Annotated in this window: 16 protein-coding genes; 13 read left to right on the forward strand and 3 right to left on the reverse strand. The window is 73.3% G+C overall.

What is annotated here, in order from left to right:
* Positions 1-18: 18 nt before the first annotated feature.
* On the reverse strand, positions 19-621 hold the full coding sequence (locus N538_RS0115475) for a nitroreductase family protein (protein WP_028638036.1): 603 nt from the start codon (positions 619-621) through the stop codon (positions 19-21).
* Between the two features lie 10 nt (positions 622-631).
* Here N538_RS0115475 and N538_RS0115480 point away from each other — a divergent pair, with 10 nt between their 5' ends.
* The 9 genes from N538_RS0115480 (at position 632) to N538_RS0115520 (ending at position 10,588) form a co-directional block, all read left to right on the forward strand.
* Entirely contained in the window at positions 632-1,816 is a 1,185-nt protein-coding gene (locus N538_RS0115480) for an allantoate amidohydrolase (protein ID WP_081790505.1), read from the forward strand.
* The gene (locus N538_RS0115485; RefSeq protein ID WP_028638038.1) at positions 1,813-3,045 is read left to right on the forward strand and encodes a formimidoylglutamate deiminase; all 1,233 of its coding nucleotides are present in this window, start codon (positions 1,813-1,815) and stop codon (positions 3,043-3,045) included. The genes N538_RS0115480 and N538_RS0115485 overlap by 4 nt, the downstream gene beginning before the upstream one ends.
* Positions 3,042-4,196 carry an imidazolonepropionase gene (gene hutI / locus N538_RS0115490; protein ID WP_028638039.1) on the forward strand — a complete coding sequence of 385 codons (1,155 nt, stop codon included), beginning with the start codon at positions 3,042-3,044 and terminating at the stop codon, positions 4,194-4,196. The genes N538_RS0115485 and hutI overlap by 4 nt, the downstream gene beginning before the upstream one ends.
* Positions 4,197-4,219: 23 nt before the next feature.
* Positions 4,220-4,948, forward strand: coding sequence for a VOC family protein (locus N538_RS0115495; RefSeq protein ID WP_028638040.1), 729 nt, complete (start codon positions 4,220-4,222; stop codon positions 4,946-4,948).
* Positions 4,949-5,045: 97 nt separating this feature from the next.
* Positions 5,046-5,195: a hypothetical protein gene (locus tag N538_RS28570; RefSeq protein WP_155992132.1), complete on the forward strand. Its 150-nt coding sequence runs from the start codon at positions 5,046-5,048 to the stop codon at positions 5,193-5,195.
* A 67-nt stretch (positions 5,196-5,262) separates the two neighbouring features.
* The gene (locus N538_RS29545; RefSeq protein ID WP_028638041.1) at positions 5,263-8,190 is read left to right on the forward strand and encodes a helix-turn-helix transcriptional regulator; all 2,928 of its coding nucleotides are present in this window, start codon (positions 5,263-5,265) and stop codon (positions 8,188-8,190) included.
* Positions 8,191-8,271: 81 nt separating this feature from the next.
* Positions 8,272-8,574 (forward strand): hypothetical protein, encoded by a 303-nt coding sequence (locus tag N538_RS27525; RefSeq protein ID WP_028638042.1) that lies wholly within the window; start codon positions 8,272-8,274, stop codon positions 8,572-8,574.
* A 167-nt stretch (positions 8,575-8,741) separates the two neighbouring features.
* Positions 8,742-9,680: a JmjC domain-containing protein gene (locus N538_RS0115515; RefSeq protein WP_331279525.1), complete on the forward strand. Its 939-nt coding sequence runs from the start codon at positions 8,742-8,744 to the stop codon at positions 9,678-9,680.
* Positions 9,677-10,588 carry a sucrase ferredoxin gene (locus N538_RS0115520; protein WP_028638044.1) on the forward strand — a complete coding sequence of 304 codons (912 nt, stop codon included), beginning with the start codon at positions 9,677-9,679 and terminating at the stop codon, positions 10,586-10,588. The genes N538_RS0115515 and N538_RS0115520 overlap by 4 nt, the downstream gene beginning before the upstream one ends.
* Positions 10,589-10,609: 21 nt before the next feature.
* On the opposite strand, the gene N538_RS0115525 is transcribed toward N538_RS0115520, so the two are convergent.
* On the reverse strand, positions 10,610-11,356 hold the full coding sequence (locus N538_RS0115525) for an SDR family NAD(P)-dependent oxidoreductase (protein WP_231496239.1): 747 nt from the start codon (positions 11,354-11,356) through the stop codon (positions 10,610-10,612).
* A gap of 23 nt (positions 11,357-11,379) precedes the next feature.
* On the opposite strand from N538_RS0115525, the gene N538_RS25730 reads away from it, so the two are divergent.
* The 4 genes from N538_RS25730 to N538_RS0115545 are packed head-to-tail and all read left to right on the forward strand — an operon-like array spanning position 11,380 to position 15,587.
* A complete protein-coding gene (locus N538_RS25730) occupies positions 11,380-12,702 on the forward strand; it encodes a flavin-containing monooxygenase (protein ID WP_036571055.1) in 1,323 nt (440 codons plus the stop codon).
* Complete coding sequence (locus N538_RS0115535) at positions 12,699-13,289, forward strand: TetR/AcrR family transcriptional regulator (RefSeq protein ID WP_028638046.1); 591 nt, start codon at positions 12,699-12,701, stop codon at positions 13,287-13,289. Before N538_RS25730 ends, N538_RS0115535 begins: the two co-directional genes overlap by 4 nt.
* Positions 13,286-14,197: an alpha/beta hydrolase gene (locus N538_RS0115540; RefSeq protein ID WP_028638047.1), complete on the forward strand. Its 912-nt coding sequence runs from the start codon at positions 13,286-13,288 to the stop codon at positions 14,195-14,197. Before N538_RS0115535 ends, N538_RS0115540 begins: the two co-directional genes overlap by 4 nt.
* A 19-nt stretch (positions 14,198-14,216) precedes the next feature.
* Positions 14,217-15,587 carry a cytochrome P450 gene (locus N538_RS0115545; protein ID WP_155992134.1) on the forward strand — a complete coding sequence of 457 codons (1,371 nt, stop codon included), beginning with the start codon at positions 14,217-14,219 and terminating at the stop codon, positions 15,585-15,587.
* Positions 15,588-15,638: 51 nt separating this feature from the next.
* Here the strand turns inward: N538_RS0115545 and N538_RS25735 are convergent, their stop codons facing one another.
* Entirely contained in the window at positions 15,639-15,902 is a 264-nt protein-coding gene (locus tag N538_RS25735) for a cupin domain-containing protein (RefSeq protein ID WP_051549339.1), read from the reverse strand.
* Positions 15,903-16,222: the final 320 nt, after the last annotated feature.

A 16,222-nucleotide genomic window follows, 5' to 3' on the forward strand; every position in this document is an offset into this window, starting at 1 on the left:
CGATGGACTGGTCCCGTGTCACCAACGCCCGCGATGCACCAGGCCGTCCATCGGCTTGCGCGGCCGCTTGGTCGACGACCCGGCCGCCCCGACGGTCTCGGCCGCGTGGCCGATGGTCACGACACCCACCGGGTCGAAGTCGTCCGGTATCGCGAACGCCGCGCGCACCGCGTCCTCGCGGACGGGTGGGATGCCGATGAAGCAGGAGCCGAGGCCGTGGTCGGTCGCGGTCTGCAGCATCAGCAGCGCCGCCATCGCGGTGTCCATGTCCCAGAACGGCTTCGGCCACCGGGCCTCGTCCTGGTCCGTCCAGCCCTTGTCGCCCTCGGCGTACCGCCGCAGGTACGCCGCCTTGCTGGAGCACGGCAGGATCACGACCGGCGCCTTCATCATCCCGGCGAGCCACGTGTCCGGGTGGGCGGCGTCGTCCGCGGTCACGTCCCAGAACCGCGCGACGTCCTCGGGAGTGTCCAGCAGCAGGAACGCCCAGCCCTGGCTGAAGCCGGCGTTCGGGGCGCGGGTCGCGTTGCGCAGCGCCAGGTCCACGATGTCCGGGTCGACCGGTTCGGTCGAGTAGTTGCGGACCATCTTGCGGCGGCGGACCACGTCCTGGAACTCCATGGGAGGAACTGTGCCGGATGACTTCGAGCGGATGTGGAACGACCTCGCCCCGGTCGGGCGGTCGGCCACGTCCGGCGGCTACTTCCGGCAGCCGTTCACCGCTCCCGAGCAGGAGCTCCGCGCCTGGTTCGAGGCCCAGTGCGCGGCGCGCGGGCTGCGGGTGGAGGCCGACGGGTTGGGCAACGTCGTCGCGTGGTGGGACGCCGGCTCGGGCCCGGGTCTGCTGACCGGTTCGCACCTCGACTCCGTGCTGGACGGTGGGGCGTACGACGGCCCGCTCGGCGTCGTCTCCGCGCTGGCCGCCGTCGACCTGCTGCGCTCGCGCGGGTTCGCGCCGGCGCGACCGATCGGGGTCTCGGTGTTCGCCGAGGAGGAGGGCTCCCGCTTCGGGCTGGCCTGCCTCGGCTCACGGCTCGCGACCGGCGCGATGGCGTGGGACCGCGCCCGGGAGCTGACGGACCGCGACGGCGTGGCGCTCGGTGACGTGGTGCCCGGCGGCACGTCGTCCCTGCTGTCGTCGGTGGGCACGTTCGTGGAGCTGCACGTCGAGCAGGGCCGCGACCTGGTCGACCGCGGCGAGGCGATCGGGGTGGCGAGCGAGATCTGGCCCCACGGGAGGTACCGCTTCGAGTTCGCCGGCGCCGCGAACCACGCCGGCACCACGCGGATGGAGGACCGCGTGGACCCGATGCTCACCTACGCGTTCACGGCGCTCGGGGCGAACAAGCAGGCACGCCTGGCCGGGCAGCGGGCGACGTTCGGCCGGGTGGAGGTCACGCCGAACGGCACCAACGCCGTACCGTCCCTGGTCCGGGCGTGGCTCGACGCGCGGTGCGCGAGCGACGCCGAGCTGGAGGAGCTGGTCGAGGCGATCACCGCGCAGTCCGCGGACCGGGCCGCCCGCGACGGGACGACGCTGACGATGACGCCCGAGTCGGTGTCGCGCGCGGTCGCGTTCGACCCGGCGCTGGCCGCGCTCGTCGCCGCGGACCACGAGGGCGGCGACTGGCCCGTGATCCCGACCCAGGCCGGGCACGACGCCGGCATCCTGGCCGCGGCCGGGATCCCGACCGCGATGCTCTTCGTGCGCAACCCGACCGGCGTCTCGCACTCCCCGGCCGAGCACGCCGAGATGCCCGACTGCCTGGTCGGCGTCTCCGCCCTCGCCGACACCCTGGAACGGCTCGCCCGGTGACCTCCTACCTGCTCGAGCGGGCCTGGGTCGACGGCGCCGTCCGGGACGACGTGCTCGTCGAGATCGAGGGTGGTCGCTTCGCGAGGGTCTCTCCGGCTGACCGGAGGAACCCGACCGGAGACGCCGCCACCCTCCGCGGCCTCACGATCCCGGGCCTCGCGAACGACCACAGCCACGCGTTCCACCGGGCGCTGCGGGGCCGGACCCAGCGGGAGCGCGGCACGTTCTGGACCTGGCGCGAGCAGATGTACGCCGTGGCGGAGCAGCTCACCCCGGACAGCTACTTCGCCCTGGCGCGGGCCACCTACCGCGAGATGGCGGCGTCCGGCTACACGAGCGTCAGCGAGTTCCACTACCTCCACGACCCGGAGCCCGCGATGGGCGACGCGTTGCGAGCAGCGGCAGCCGAGGCCGGCATCGCGATCACGCTGCTCGACACCTGCTACCTCAGCAGCGGCTTCGGCGCGCCCCCCGAGGGCGTCCAGCTCCGCTGGAGCGACGGGACGGCGGAGCGGTGGGCCGAGCGGGTCGGCGACGGGCCCGCCGCGATCCACTCCGTCCGGGCCGTCCCGCGCGACCAGCTGCGCGTGTTCCGGGGCCGGGCGCCGCTGCACGTCCACCTCTCCGAGCAGGTGGCGGAGAACGAGGCGTGCCTCGCGGCGTACGGCGTCACCCCCACCCGGCTCCTCCACGACGAGGGGCTGCTCGGCCCCGGCACCACGGTCGTGCACGCGACCCACCTGACCGACGAGGACGTCGACCTGCTCGGCAGCACCGGGACCAACGCCTGCATCACCCCGACGACCGAGCGCGACCTGGCCGACGGCATCGGCCCGGCGCGCCGGCTCGTCGCGGCGGGCTGCCGGATCAGCATCGGCAGCGACAGCCACGCGGTGATCGACCCGTTCGAGGAGCTGCGCGGGCTCGAGATGGACGAGCGGCTCGCGACGCAGGTGCGCGGCCACTGGTCGGCGGCCGAGCTGCTCGCGATCGGCGCCGGCGGGCAGATCGCGGTCGGGGAGCGCGCCGACCTGGTCACGATCGGCACGACCGGGCCGCGCACCGCCGGCACCGGGGCCGACGAGAACACCGCGGTCTTCGCCGCCACCGCGGCCGACGTCACCCACGTGGTCGCGAGCGGCCGGGTGGTCGCCACCAGGGACGACCACGAGGAGATCGGGCGCGAGCTCGACGAGGCGCTGAGCACACTCTGGGGGAGAGCACCGTGACCACGACCCTGATCACCAACATCGGCGAGCTCGTCACCAACGACCCGGAGGCCGAGGACCTGCTCGGCCTGGTCCAGGACGCCGCGCTCGTCGTCGAGGGCAGCCGGATCGCCTGGACCGGCCGGGCCGCCGACGCACCCGACGCCGACGAGCGCGTCGACCTCGGCGGCCGGGCAGTCGTGCCCGGCTTCGTGGACTCCCACTCCCACCTGGTCTTCGCCGGCGACCGGGCCCAGGAGTTCGCCGCGCGGATGGCCGGCACGCCGTACGCCGCCGGCGGCATCCGCACGACCGTCGCAGCCACCCGGGCGGCCACCGACGAGCAGCTCACCAGCCACGTCGCCCGGCTCGTCGAGGAGATGCGTCGCCAGGGCACGACGACCGTCGAGATCAAGAGCGGCTACGGCCTCACCGTGAAGGACGAGGCCCGGAGCCTCGCGGTGGCCCGGCAGTTCACCGAGGAGACGACCTACCTCGGTGCGCACGTCGTCCCCGACGGCGACCCGGGGGAGTACGTCGACCTCGTGACCGGCCCGATGCTCGACGCGGCCCGGGAGCACGCCCGGTGGATCGACGTGTTCTGCGAGCGCGGTGCGTTCGACGCCGACCAGGCCCGCGCCATCCTCGGGGCCGGCGCCGGGGCCGGCCTGAGGGGGCGGCTGCACGCCAACCAGCTCGGCTACGGGGACGGCGTCCGGCTCGCCGCCGAGCTCGGCCTGCTCGCCGTGGACCACTGCACCTACCTGGCCGACGAGGACGTCGACGCGCTCAGGGACAGCGGCACCATCGCCACCCTGTTGCCCGGCGTCGAGTTCTCCACCCGTCAGCCCTACCCCGACGCCCGGCGGCTGATCGACGCCGGGGTGCGGGTGGCGATCGCGTCGGACTGCAACCCCGGCTCCTGCTTCACCAGCTCCGTGCCGCTGTGCATCGCGCTCGCCGTGCGCGAGATGGGGATGACCCCGGCCGAGGCGGTGCACGCGGCGACGTACCGCGGGGCGGAGGCGCTCGACCGCGACGACGTCGGCGCGCTGGTCGTCGGCCGGCGGGCGGACCTCGCGGTCCTGGACGCCCCCACCCACGTGCACCTGGCGTACCGCCCCGGCGTCCCCCTCGTCGTCCAGACCTGGATCGCCGGGCGACCAGGCTGAGCGTCTCGACCTACGGTGGAGGCATGTACCTGGAGAACCTCGTCTTCGACGCCGTCGACCCGCAGCGGCTGGGCCGCTTCTGGGAGGCGGTGGTCGGCGGCGAGCGGCTGACCGACGTGCCCGAGGGCTTCGAGACGCGGCTCGCCGTCGAGGGCGGGCCGGTGCTCGACCTGTGCTTCCAGCGGGTCGCCGAGCCGGCGCCCGGGCCGCCGCGGCTGCACCTGGACCTCGCGGGTGGGGACCGCCAGGCCGAGGAGGTCGAGCGGCTGCTGGGGCTGGGCGCACGGCACCTGTACATCGGCCAGGGCGACGTGCCCTGGGTGGTGCTCGCCGACCCGGAGGGCAACCCGTGCTGCGTGATGGAGGACCGGGCGGCGTACGCCGGGACCGGACCCGTGGCGGCGCTCCCGCTCGACTCGGCCGACCCGGAGCGGGATGCGGCGTTCTGGTCCTGGCTGACCGGCTGGACCGCCACCGACGGTGTCGCGCCGCGGTCGCTGCGCCACCCCTCGCAACGCGGCCTGCTGCTCGAGCTCTGCCCCGAGCAGGCGCCCAAGGGGACGGCCAAGAACCGGCTGCACCTCGACGTCCGGCTCGACGCGGGAGAGGACCCCGACGACGTCGAGGCCCGCATCGCCGAGCGTGGTGGACGGCGGATCCACCCCGGCTGGGGCGACCTGCCGTGGCGCACCTACCTCGACCCGTCCGGCAACGAGTTCTGCGTCCTGCCGGTGTCGACGTCGGGCGCCTAAGGCACCCGTCCCCGGGAGATAAGGCACCTGCCCGATGTGCGGGCCTACCTCAGCCGACGAACCTCGTGATCACCACCGAGGAGCTGAGGAGCCCACCATGTACGACAACACCATCCACCGTGACTACGTGAAGTCCGAGCTGGAGTACCGCCTGGACCGGATCCGGGACGAGTTCACGGGCCGGCGCCGGCGCAAGCAGCTGCGTCGCCGGGACGACGGGGAAGCGGGCTGGACGACGGTGCGCTGACAGGCGCACCGTGATGGCCCCGGAATTGATCCAGCACACGACCACGGAAGAGGAGACAATCACCGGCGTGACACACACCAGCCGGACCCTGGTCGGCCGAGACGCCGAGCTGGCGGAGGTCGCTTCGCTGCTCGGCGTCCGGCCGTCCGTGGAGATGGTGAACGGCGAGACGACCGCCGTGCTCCTCTCGGGCGACGCCGGCGTCGGCAAGACCCGGCTGCTCACCGAGCTCCGCGACCTCGCCTTCACGGAGGGCTGGCAGGTGTTCGCGGGCCACTGCCTCGACTTCGGCGACTCGGCCCTGCCGTACCTCCCGTTCTCCGAGGTGCTCGGCCGGGTCGCCGCCGACCTGCCCGACGTCGTCGACGAGGTCGCCACCGCCTACCCGGCGCTCGCCCGTCTCCAGCCCGGCCGCCGGATGATGGGCCAGGCCCGCGACGACAGCCACGCGCTCGATCGCGGCGAGCTGTTCGAGGCCGTCCACGCGCTCCTCGAGGCGGCCGCCGCCAAGGCGCCGCTCCTCCTCGTCATCGAGGACCTCCACTGGGCCGACCAGTCGACCCGCGACATGCTCAGCTTCCTCTTCTCCCGCCCGTTCGGCGGCCCGGTGGCCCTGGTCGCGTCGTACCGCTCCGACGACCTGCACCGCCGCCACCCGCTCCGCCGCCAGGTGGCGGAGTGGTCCCGCCTGCGGGGCGTGCGCCGCGTCGCGCTGTCGCCGCTGTCCGACGACGCGGTGCGCGCCCTCATCGCCGAGCTCGTCCCCGACGGCCTGTCCGAGAAGGAGCTCGCCGACATCGTCGGCCGCGCGGAGGGCAACGCGTTCTTCGTCGAGGAGCTCACCAGCGCCGCGGCCGGGCCCGGGCGCTGGGTGCCGGCCGACCTCGCGGACGTGCTGCTCGTGCGCCTCGACCGGCTCGACGACAACGCGCGGCAGGTGGTCCGCGCCGCCAGCGTCTCCGGCCGGAAGGTCGCCCACGACCTGCTCGTCGAGGTCTCGGGCCTCGGTGCCGACGAGCTCGACGAGGGCGTGCGGAAGGCCGTCGAGATGAACATCCTGGTCGCGACCGACGGTCGCTACAACTTCCGGCACGCCCTCCTCGGCGAGGCGGTGTACGACGACCTGCTGCCCGGCGAGCGGGTCCGCCTGCACGAGCGGTACGCCGCCGCGCTCCAGTCCGGCGCCGGCAGTGGGACGGCAGCCGAGCTCGCGCGGCACGCCCGGCTCGCGCTCGACCTGGACACCGCGCTCACCGCGAGCATCCAGGCCGGCAACGAGGCCAGCCAGGTCGGCGGCCCGGACGAGGCGGCCTACCACTACCAGCAGGCGCTCGAGCTCCTCGTCGACCCGCGCCGCTGCGCCCAGGTCGACCTCGACCTGTCGAAGCTCGTGGTCAGCGCCGCCGAGGCCCTCTCGGCCAGCGGTGACCCGGAGCGCGCCGTGAAGGTCATCGTCGAGCAGGTCGACCGGCTCCCGACCGACGCCCCGACCGCCTGGCGCGCGCGGATGCTGTCCACGCAGGCCCACCTGATGACGATGATCGAGGGGAAGGACGACCCGGCGGCGATCTCCGAGGACGCGGTCGCGCTGGTGCCCGACGGCGAGACCGGGCTGCGCACCCGCGTGCTCGCCAACCACGCCCGGGTGCTCGCGAACACGGGCCGCTACGACGAGGCGCAGAGCGTCGGCATGGAGGCGCTCACCCTCGCCGAGAAGCTCGACCTCAGCGAGCTGGCCTCCGACGTCATCACCACGCTCTCCGGGCTGAAGAAGGCCGGGCCCAAGGAGGGCCTGCGCGAGGCACTGCGCGACGCGGTGGCCCGCGCCGAGGAGTCCGGGGCGCTCTCGTCCGAGCTGCGGGCCCGCTACCTGCTCGGGCGCTCCTACGAGGACTGGGCGGAGTTCGAGGAGACCGAGGAGTGGTTCCGCAGCACCGTCGACCGCGGCGCCGCCGCCGGGATCCCGTTCGCGCCGTGGGCGTTCGAGGCCCGCTGGCAGCTCGCCTGGGTGTACGACGTGCTCGGCCGCTGGGACGAGGCGATGGCGCTGACCGATGTCGCGGCCGACAACCCACCGCCGATCCCGCGCGCGCTGCTCGAGCCGCTGCGGCTGCACATCCGGCTCGCGCGCGGCGAGGACATCGCCCCGGACGCCCGGTCGCTGCGGAAGTTCTGGGCCCGCGAGGGCGGCGTCGCGATCAACGCCGCCGCGGTCGAGATCGACGCCGCCGGCTACCGCGGCGACGCGGCCGGCGCCGTGGAGGCGTACGACGGGGTCGTCGCCGTGCTCAGCCGCATCTGGCACGAGTGGTTCAGCGCGCGCATCCGGCTCGGCGCGCTCGCCGTCGCCGCGGTCAACCGTGCCGTGCCGAGCCTCTCCACGGCCGAGCGCACGGCGTACGCCGTGAAGGTCGACCGCATCCACGCCGACGGCCACGTCGTGCTCGACCGGTACTCCGACCCCTCCGGCCACTGGGGACCCGAGGGTCGCGCGTGGATGAAGCGGCTCGACGCGGAGACGCTGCGGTTCCGCTGGCTGGCCGGGATCGACGCGCCGCCGCAGGACGCCCTCGTCGACACCTGGCGCGACGCGATCGCGCTGTACGAGGACTTCGGCCACGTGCACGAGCTGGCCCGGGTCCGCACCGCGCTCGCCGGGATTCTGCGCGCGACCGGTGACGTCGCGGCGGCTCGCGCGCTGGGCGACCGGGCGCGCGACGCCGCGCACCGGCTCGGCGCCGTACGACTGCTCGAGGACCTGCGTGCGATCGGCACCACGCCGGTGCGGGCCGAGGCCGCACCCGACGCCCTGACCCCGCGCGAGACCGAGATCCTGGCGCTGGTCGCGGAGGGCCGGTCGAACGGCGAGATCGCCAAGCAGCTGTTCATCAGCGCGAAGACCGTCTCGGTCCACGTGTCCAACATCCTGGGCAAGCTGGACGCCTCCGGCCGGACCGAGGCGGCGGCGATCGCAAGGCGCCGGGGGCTGGTGTAGCGCCCACGAGCCAGGGGTACCGCTTGTCCGCCGGACCGCCGCGCAGCAGACTGGCGATCACCCACGCACACAGGAGGACGCATGACACCCGAAGAGCCCCTCAGCGACGACGAGATGACGACTGCTCCGGCGGGTGACCCGCTGACCGGCGGCGACGCCGACGGCACCGACGGCGGCGACAGCGACGGCACCGACGGCGGCGACAGCGACGGCACCGACGGCGGCGACAGCGACGGCACCGACGGCGGCGACAGCGACGGCACCGACGGCGGCGACAGCGACGGCACCGACGGCGGCGACAGCGACGGCACCGACGGCGGCGACAGCGACGGCACCGACGGCGACGCCTCGGACGGCGACGGCACCGACGGGGACGCCTCCTGAGCGCTCTCGACCTGCTCAGCGGTGACGCCCAGACCTTCCTCACGAAGGTCTGGGCGTCGCGCACGCACCTGCACCGGGCCGATCCGGACGCCCTGGTCGGGCTGCTCTCGCTCGACGACGCCGACCACCTGCTCACCTCGACCGCGATCCGCACGCCGTCGATCCGGATGGCCAAGGACGGCGCGGTGCTCCCGGAGTCGGCGTACACCCGCAGCGCCACGCTCGCCGGCAAGTCGCTGTCCGGCCTGGTCGACGGGCGCAAGGCGCTCGCGCTGTTCCACGACGGCGCGACCGTCGTGTTCCAGGGCCTGCAGCGCTACTGGCCACCGCTCACCGAGCTGGTCGCCGAGCTGGAGCTGGAGCTCGGCCACCCCTGCCAGGCGAACGCCTACCTCACGCCGCCGGGCTCCCAGGGCTTCGCCGTCCACTCCGACTCCCACGACGTCTTCGTGTTCCAGACCGCGGGCTCCAAGCTGTGGGAGGTGCACGGCCAGGACGGTCCCGAGGAGGTGCTCCTCGAGCCGGGGCTCTCGATGTACCTGCCCACCGGCACCCCCCACGCCGCCCGCGCGCAGCAGACCGTCTCGCTGCACGTCACCCTCGGGATCAACCAGCTGACCTGGCGCGGGCTCGTCGAGCGCTCGCTGAAGGACGTCGTCGCATCGGTACCGGACGAGCACCTGCCGGCCGGCTACCTGCACGATCCCGGCGAGCTCTCCGCGGCACTCGCCGACCGGCTGGCCGCGGTGGCCGACGCCGTACGCCGGGTCGACGCGCCCGCGGCCGTCGAGGCGGAGATCCGCCGGTTCCTGACCAGCCGCCCGCCCCGGCTCCCGGGCGGCCTGCACGACGTGCTGGGCGAGGTCGATGCCGACACCGTGCTCCGCCGCCGGACCGGCCACCCCTGCGTGCTGCTGGACCGCGGCGACCGGCTCGAGGTGCTCCTCGGCGACCGCGCGATGACGGTCCCCGCCTGGATCCGGCCGGCGCTCGACGAGATCCGCGCCCGTGACGAGCTGACGCCCGCGGACCTGCCCCTGGACCTGCAGAGCAACCTGGTCCTCTGCCGGCGCCTGGTGCGCGAAGGGCTCCTGGCGATCGGGTGACCCCCCAGCATCGGGCGTGGCGCTGCGCGGCCGAGAGCCTCCTGCGGGACGAGCCCGTCGCCGGCACCGCGACCCACGTCCGCACCTGGCTGCTGCTGGAGCACGTCGGGCCGTGGGGTGACGACGCGCTCCTCGACGCCCGCCTCCCCGACGGGCTCGGGGCGGCGCTCAAGCAGCAGGCGAAGGCCTACCGCGCCAAGATCCTGCTGATCCGCCGGTTCAGCTCGAAGCCCGACGGCGACGGCGTCCGGGTGTTCGCGGCGTACGCCGACGCGGCCCGGCCGCGGATCGAGACCGGCGTGCTGGGCGACGAGCGGGAGGTGCTCGACCTCGACCTCACCGCGTTCCGCGAGGGCGGGTCCAGCGGGCTGACGGCGTACGACGGGTCACTGTTCTGCGTGTGCACCAACGGCCGGCACGACGCCTGCTGCGCCGAGCGCGGCCGGCCCGTGGCGAAGGCGCTCGACGCCGCGCACGCCGAGGAGACCTGGGAGGTCTCGCACATCGGCGGCGACCGGTTCGCCGCGAACCTCGTGGTGCTGCCGCACGGCCTCTACTACGGCCGGCTCGACCCGGTCTCCTCGATCGCCGTCGCGGGCGCGCACCTGGCCGGCGAGCTGGACCTCGACCACCTGCGCGGCCGCGCGTCGTACCCGATGGCCGTCCAGGCTGCTGAGGTCGAGCTGCGTCGCGAGCTCGGGGCGACCCGCGAGGACGACGTCGTGCTGCTGGGGCAGTCGCGCGACGGCGACGTCACGACCGCGACGTTCGGCGTTGCCGGCGGCAGGTACGACGTGGCCGTGCGCACCACCCACGACCCCGCGTCCGCGGCCCGGCTGACCTGCAAGGCGCAGCGCGACAACCCGGTGCCGCGGCACGACCTCCTCAGCGCGGTCAGGCGAGCCTGACGACGGCGGGGAAGGAGGCATCTACGAGAACGCCGCCAGCACGTGCTTGTGCAGGTCCGGGTAGCGCATCAGGTGCGCGCCGCCGTTGATGTCCAGCACCTCGCCGGTCACCCACTCCGCGGTCGCCAGGTACAGCGCGGCGGACGCGATCTCGTCGGGCCGGCCGGAGCGGCCGAGCGGGGTGTTCTCGAGGTAGTCGTCCTCGATGCCGGGGATGTCCATCGCCGGCTGGGTCAGCGGCGTGACGACCAGGCCGGGAGCGATCGCGTTCACGCGGATGCCGCGCGGTGCGAGCTCCAGCGCCGCGACCTGGGTGAGCATCGAGAGGCCGGCCTTCGACGCGCAGTACGGCGCGAGCCCGGCGCCGGGCTGGCGCGCGTTCAGCGAGGACAGCGAGATGATCGCGCCGCCCGCGGAGAGCCGGAGGCCTGCCTGCTTCGTCACGATGAACGCGCCGGTCAGGCAGACGTCCACCACGCGGCGCCACTCGTCGACGGCGAGGTCGACCACGTTGCCGAGCGTGGAGACGCCCGCGCTGTTGACCACCACGTCGAGCCGGCCGTGCGACGCGACGACGCCGTCCAGCATCGCCGCGACCGAGTCCTCGTCGGTCACGTCGGTGGCCGGGAGATCGGCGACGACCACCCGCCACCCGTCGGACTCGAACGCCGTCGCGATCGCCGCCCCGATGCCCGACGCGCCGCCCACCACCACCGCTACCCGGCCCTGCTCCATGGCTCCTCCGAAGGGATTGTTGACGCGTGTCAAGTCCGGACACTAGCGTCCCGCGCATGGCGCGACCCACGACTGCGGTGATCGGGGCGGGCATCAGCGGGCTCACGGCCAGCAAGATGCTCGACGACTACGGCATCCCGTACACCACGTTCGAGTCCTCCGACCGGGTCGGCGGCAACTGGGCGTTCGGCAACCCGAACGGGCACAGCTCGGCGTACCGCTCCCTCCACATCGACACCTCGAAGCACCAGCTGTCCTTCCGGGACTACCCGATGCCCGAGGACTACCCGGACTTCCCCCACCACACCCAGATCAAGGACTACCTCGACGGGTACGCCGACGCATTCGGCCTGCGCGAGCACATCGAGTTCCAGAACGGCGTGGTGCACGCCGAGCGGCTCGCCGACGGCGGCTGGGACATCCTGGACCAGGCAGGCGAGCACCGGCGCTTCGACCTGCTGGTCGTCGCGAACGGGCACCACTGGGACCCGCGGTTCGCGGACTTCCCCGGCGAGTTCACCGGCGTCACCCTGCACTCGCACCACTACATCGACCCGCGCACGCCGATGGACTTCACCGGGCAGCGCATCCTGATCGTCGGGATCGGCAACAGCGCCGCCGACATCGCGGTCGAGCTGTCCAGCAGAGCGCTCGAGAACGAGGTCGTGCTCTCGACCCGCTCCAGCGCGTGGATCGTGCCGAAGTACTTCGCCGGCAAGCCGGCCGACAAGTACTACCGGACCTCGCCCTACATCCCGCTGAAGTGGCAGCGGAAGTTCGTCCAGGTGATGCAGCCGGTGACCGCAGGACGGCCCGAGGACTACGGACTGCCGGCGCCGAACCACAAGTTCTTCGAGGCGCACCCGACCCAGTCGGTCGAGCTGCCGCTGCGGCTCGGCTCCGGCGACGTGGTCGCCAAGGGGAACGTCGCCCGACTCGACGGCGAGACCGTGCACTTCGAGGACGGATCCAGCCAGGACTTCGACGTGATCGTCTACGCGACCGGCTACAACATCACCTTCCCCTTCTTCGACCCCGGGTTCCTCAGCGCGCCCGACAACCGGATCGACCTCTACAAGCGGATGTTCAAGCCCGGCATCGACGACCTCGTCTTCGCCGGGTTCGCCCAGGCGACGCCCACGCTGTTCCCGTTCGTGGAGTGCCAGGCCCGGCTGCTCGGCGCGTACGCCGCCGGCCACTACCGGCTGCCGCCGGTCGCCGAGATGGAGCGGGTGATCGTCGAGGAGACCCGGAAGTACACCGGCCACATGGTCCCGACGGCCCGGCACACCCAGCAGCTGGACTACTTCCTCTACGAGCACGACATGCGCACCCGGGAGATCCCGAACGGCCTCAAGCGTGCGAGGGCCGACGGATGAGCGCGACCAAGGGCGACGAGCGCCGGACGGCCCTGCTGGCCGCGCTCGAGGAGTACCTCGAGCAGTCCAGCCTGGACGACATCAACATCGCCGACATCTCCCGGCGGGCGGGGGTGACCCGGTCGGCCTTCTACTTCTACTTCGACAACAAGGCGGCCGCCGTCGCCGCGCTCTACGAGGAGATGTACGCCGAGGGCTTCGTCGCGGCCGAGGTGCTCGGCGGCGAGGGCAGCGTGCACGACCGGATCTCGACGGCGATCCGCGCGATCTTCGTCGGCTGGGGCAACCGCACCCACCTCTACCGCGCGATCCTCGACGCCCGCGCCGCGAGCCCCGCCGTACGCGACCAGTGGGACGCCTTCCAGCAGTCGTACGTCGACCTGGTCGCCGAGCTGGTCGCGGGGGAGCGGGCGTCCGGTGCGGCGCCGGACGGGCCGGACGCGCACGCGATCGCGACCGCGCTGCTCGACCTGAACGACCGCACCCTCGAACGGCTGGTGCGCGCCCCTGAGGGCTTCGACTGGGACACGCACCTGGAGTCGGTCGTGCACGTCTGGCTGGCCGCCATCTACGGGAGGGACGCATGAAGTACCAGGAGCTGACCTTCCGGTCCGGCGACGACGAGTGCCACGCCTGGCACTTCACCGGGGAGGGCGACGTGCTCGCGACCGACGCGGGCCGGCCGGTGGTCGTGATGGCGCACGGCCTGGCCGGCACCAAGGACTCCGGGCTCCAGCCGTTCGCCGAGGCGCTGGCCGCCGCCGGGCTCGACGTGCTGGCCTTCGACTACCGCGGCTTCGGAGCCAGCGGCGGCGCGCCGCGGCAGACGGTGTCGATGGCCGACCAGCTCGACGACTACCGCGCCGCGATGGCGACGGCCGCCCGGCTCCCGGGCGCCGACCCGGAGCGGCTGGTGCTCTGGGGTGTCTCGCTCGCGGGCGGCCACGTGCTCGCCGCGGCTGCGCACCGCGACGACGTCGCGGGGGTCGTTTCGCTGACGCCGCTCGTCGACGGGATGGCCGCGGGCCGGCACGCGCTGGCCCACCACAAGCCCTCGGCGATGCTCCGGTCCACGGCCCTCGGGATCCGCTCGCGGCTGGGGCGCGCGCGGATGATGCCGGTGGTCGCCCGGCCCGGCGAGCTCGGCGCGCTCACGCTGGACGGCTGCCTCGAGGACTACCTCGCGATCGCCGGGCCGACGTGGCGCAACGAGGTGGACGCGACCGTGGGGCTCGAGCTCGGCAATCACCGCCCGGGCAAGCAGGCCAGGCACGTGCGCGCTCCGCTGCTCGTGCAGATCGCCGACCTGGACCGGAGTGCGCCGCCGCACGCGGCCGCGAAGGCGGCGTTCGCCGGCCGGGCCGAAGTGCGCCACTACCCCTGCGACCACTTCGACGTCTGGCCCGGCAAGGAGTGGCACGAGCCCGCCGTACGCCACCAGGTGGCGTTCCTGCGCCGCCACCTCACGCCAAGGTTATTGACGCATTTTCAATAGCGGGCGTAGCCTCCGGGAGGTGACCACCCTCGACGACGTCAGCAGGCTGACCAGCGAGCGGTTCCGCCGGATGAGCCCGGGCAACCAGGACAAGCTCCCGCCGGTGGACGGCACCGGCCTGCCGCCGGGACCGAGGTGGCCGGTGCTGATCCAGACCGTGGGGCTGCTGCGGTTCCGGCACCGGTTCCACCCGTACCTGCGCCGCAAGTACGGCGACGTCTTCAGCGTGCGGCTCGCCCCCGGCGGCCGGCCGCTGGTGTTCTTCACCCGGCCGGAGCACGCGAAGGAGATCTTCGCCGGCGACCCCGAGATCTTCCACGCGGGCAAGGCCAACGGCATCCTCGGCCCGATCATGGGCGAGCACTCGCTGCTGCTCCAGGACTCCGGCGAGCACAGGCGCGCCCGCAAGCTGCTGATGCCGGCGTTCAACGGGCACGCGCTGCGGGAGTACCAGGCGCTGGTCACCGAGGTCGCGAGGGCCGAGGTCGCGACCTGGACGCCGGGCGAGGACTTCCGCTCGCTCGACCGGATGAACCGGCTCACCCTCGAGGTGATCCTCCGCGTGGTCTTCGGCGTCACCGACGAGCAGCGGCTGGCCGAGCTGCGCCCGCGGGTGAACAAGACCGTGAACATCAGCCCGGCCGTGCTGCTCGGCTGGGGCTACCCGTGGCTGCAGCGGTTCAGCATCTGGAAGGACACCATCGAGAACCAGCTCGAGCTCGACCGGCTGATGTACGCCGAGATCCGCGAGCGGCGTACCGCTCCCGACCTCGCGGACGGCACCGACGTGCTGTCCCGGCTGATCGTGCAGGGTGAGGACGGCGACGCCCTCAGCGACACCGAGCTCCGCGACCAGCTGGTCACGCTGCTGCTCGCCGGCCACGAGACCACGGCGAGCGCGCTGGCGTGGGCGCTCTACGAGGCCGGCCGCGACCCGGAGCTGCTGGCGCGCTGTCGCACGGCCGCAACAGGGGGCGACGACGAGTACCTCGAAGCGGTCTTCAAGGAGTCGATGCGCCTGCACCCGATCATCCCGATGGTGGTGCGCACGCTGATGGAGCCGGCCACGATCGGCGGCTGGGACCTGCCGCGCGGCGCCACGGTCGGGCCGTCGATCATCCTCGCCCACCAGCGCGACGAGAACCATCCTGACCCGTGGACATTCAAGCCGGAACGCTTCCTCGGCCAGAACCCGCCGCCCAACACGTGGATCCCGTTCGGCGGCGGGGTGCGCCGCTGCATCGGTGCCGGCTTCGCGCAGATGGAGGGCGTGGCGGTGTTGCGCGAGGTGTTCGCGTCGTACGCCGTCGAGACCGTCGGCGACGACGAGCCCAAGGTCCGCAACATCACCAGCGTCCCGCGGCGCGGCGCGCGGATCCGGGTTCGCTGATCGGCTCGCGCTGGTGAGGACGACCGGCTGCGGTTCACCGGCGCCTCGTGATCAGAGATCGCCCGTCAGGTGGGAGAGCTCGTCGCTGGTGTTGACCGGCACGTGCGGCACGCCGGGCGGGATGTAGACGAAGTCGTCCGTCCCCGCGACGGCGTGCTCGACGAGATCCTCGCCGTACCAGACCTCGGTCTCGCCCTCGATCACGTAGATCGCCGTCTCGTGCCCGGCATGCCGGTGCGCCTTCGCCCGGACGCCGGGCGGGATCGCGAGCAGGTGGGCGCACAGCCCGACGGAACCGACGCTCTGCGCCGACAATCCCTCGACTGGTCGATGCCCTGCCGCGACGTCGTACGTCCTCCGGTCGGGATCACCCGCAGCGTCGGTTCCATGCCATCGCCCTCCTCGCTCGGTGTCATCGATCGACATCCAACCGCAGTGTTCGCCCCCGGCGAAGTCAGTCGGTAGTCGCAATTCCTGCTGATGTCGGTGGAGGTTTGCGGCGCATGCCTGGAGCACGGTTGGCGGTCGAGCAGCGGCAGCGTCGCAAGGCCCCAGGCGATGCGGCACCAACGAGAACACCAACGGCCTGACTCCGCCGTACTGGCCCCACGACGCCGACCTGCAGACCAGACCCA

It is taken from the genome of Nocardioides sp. URHA0032, from assembly GCF_000620645.1.
Classification (GTDB): domain Bacteria; phylum Actinomycetota; class Actinomycetes; order Propionibacteriales; family Nocardioidaceae; genus Nocardioides.

Excerpts from the sequence above, each read along its gene's own strand:
- N538_RS0115475 (WP_028638036.1), bottom strand. The coding sequence starts at position 621 with ATGGAGTTCCAGGACGTGGTCCGCCGCCGCAAGATGGTCCGCAACTAC.
- N538_RS0115495 (WP_028638040.1), top strand. The coding sequence starts at position 4,220 with ATGTACCTGGAGAACCTCGTCTTCGACGCCGTCGACCCGCAGCGGCTG.
- N538_RS28570 (WP_155992132.1), top strand. The coding sequence starts at position 5,046 with ATGTACGACAACACCATCCACCGTGACTACGTGAAGTCCGAGCTGGAG.
- N538_RS27525 (WP_028638042.1), top strand. The coding sequence starts at position 8,272 with ATGACACCCGAAGAGCCCCTCAGCGACGACGAGATGACGACTGCTCCG.
- N538_RS0115515 (WP_331279525.1), top strand. The coding sequence starts at position 8,742 with ATGGCCAAGGACGGCGCGGTGCTCCCGGAGTCGGCGTACACCCGCAGC.
- N538_RS25730 (WP_036571055.1), top strand. The coding sequence starts at position 11,380 with ATGGCGCGACCCACGACTGCGGTGATCGGGGCGGGCATCAGCGGGCTC.
- N538_RS0115535 (WP_028638046.1), top strand. The coding sequence starts at position 12,699 with ATGAGCGCGACCAAGGGCGACGAGCGCCGGACGGCCCTGCTGGCCGCG.
- N538_RS0115540 (WP_028638047.1), top strand. The coding sequence starts at position 13,286 with ATGAAGTACCAGGAGCTGACCTTCCGGTCCGGCGACGACGAGTGCCAC.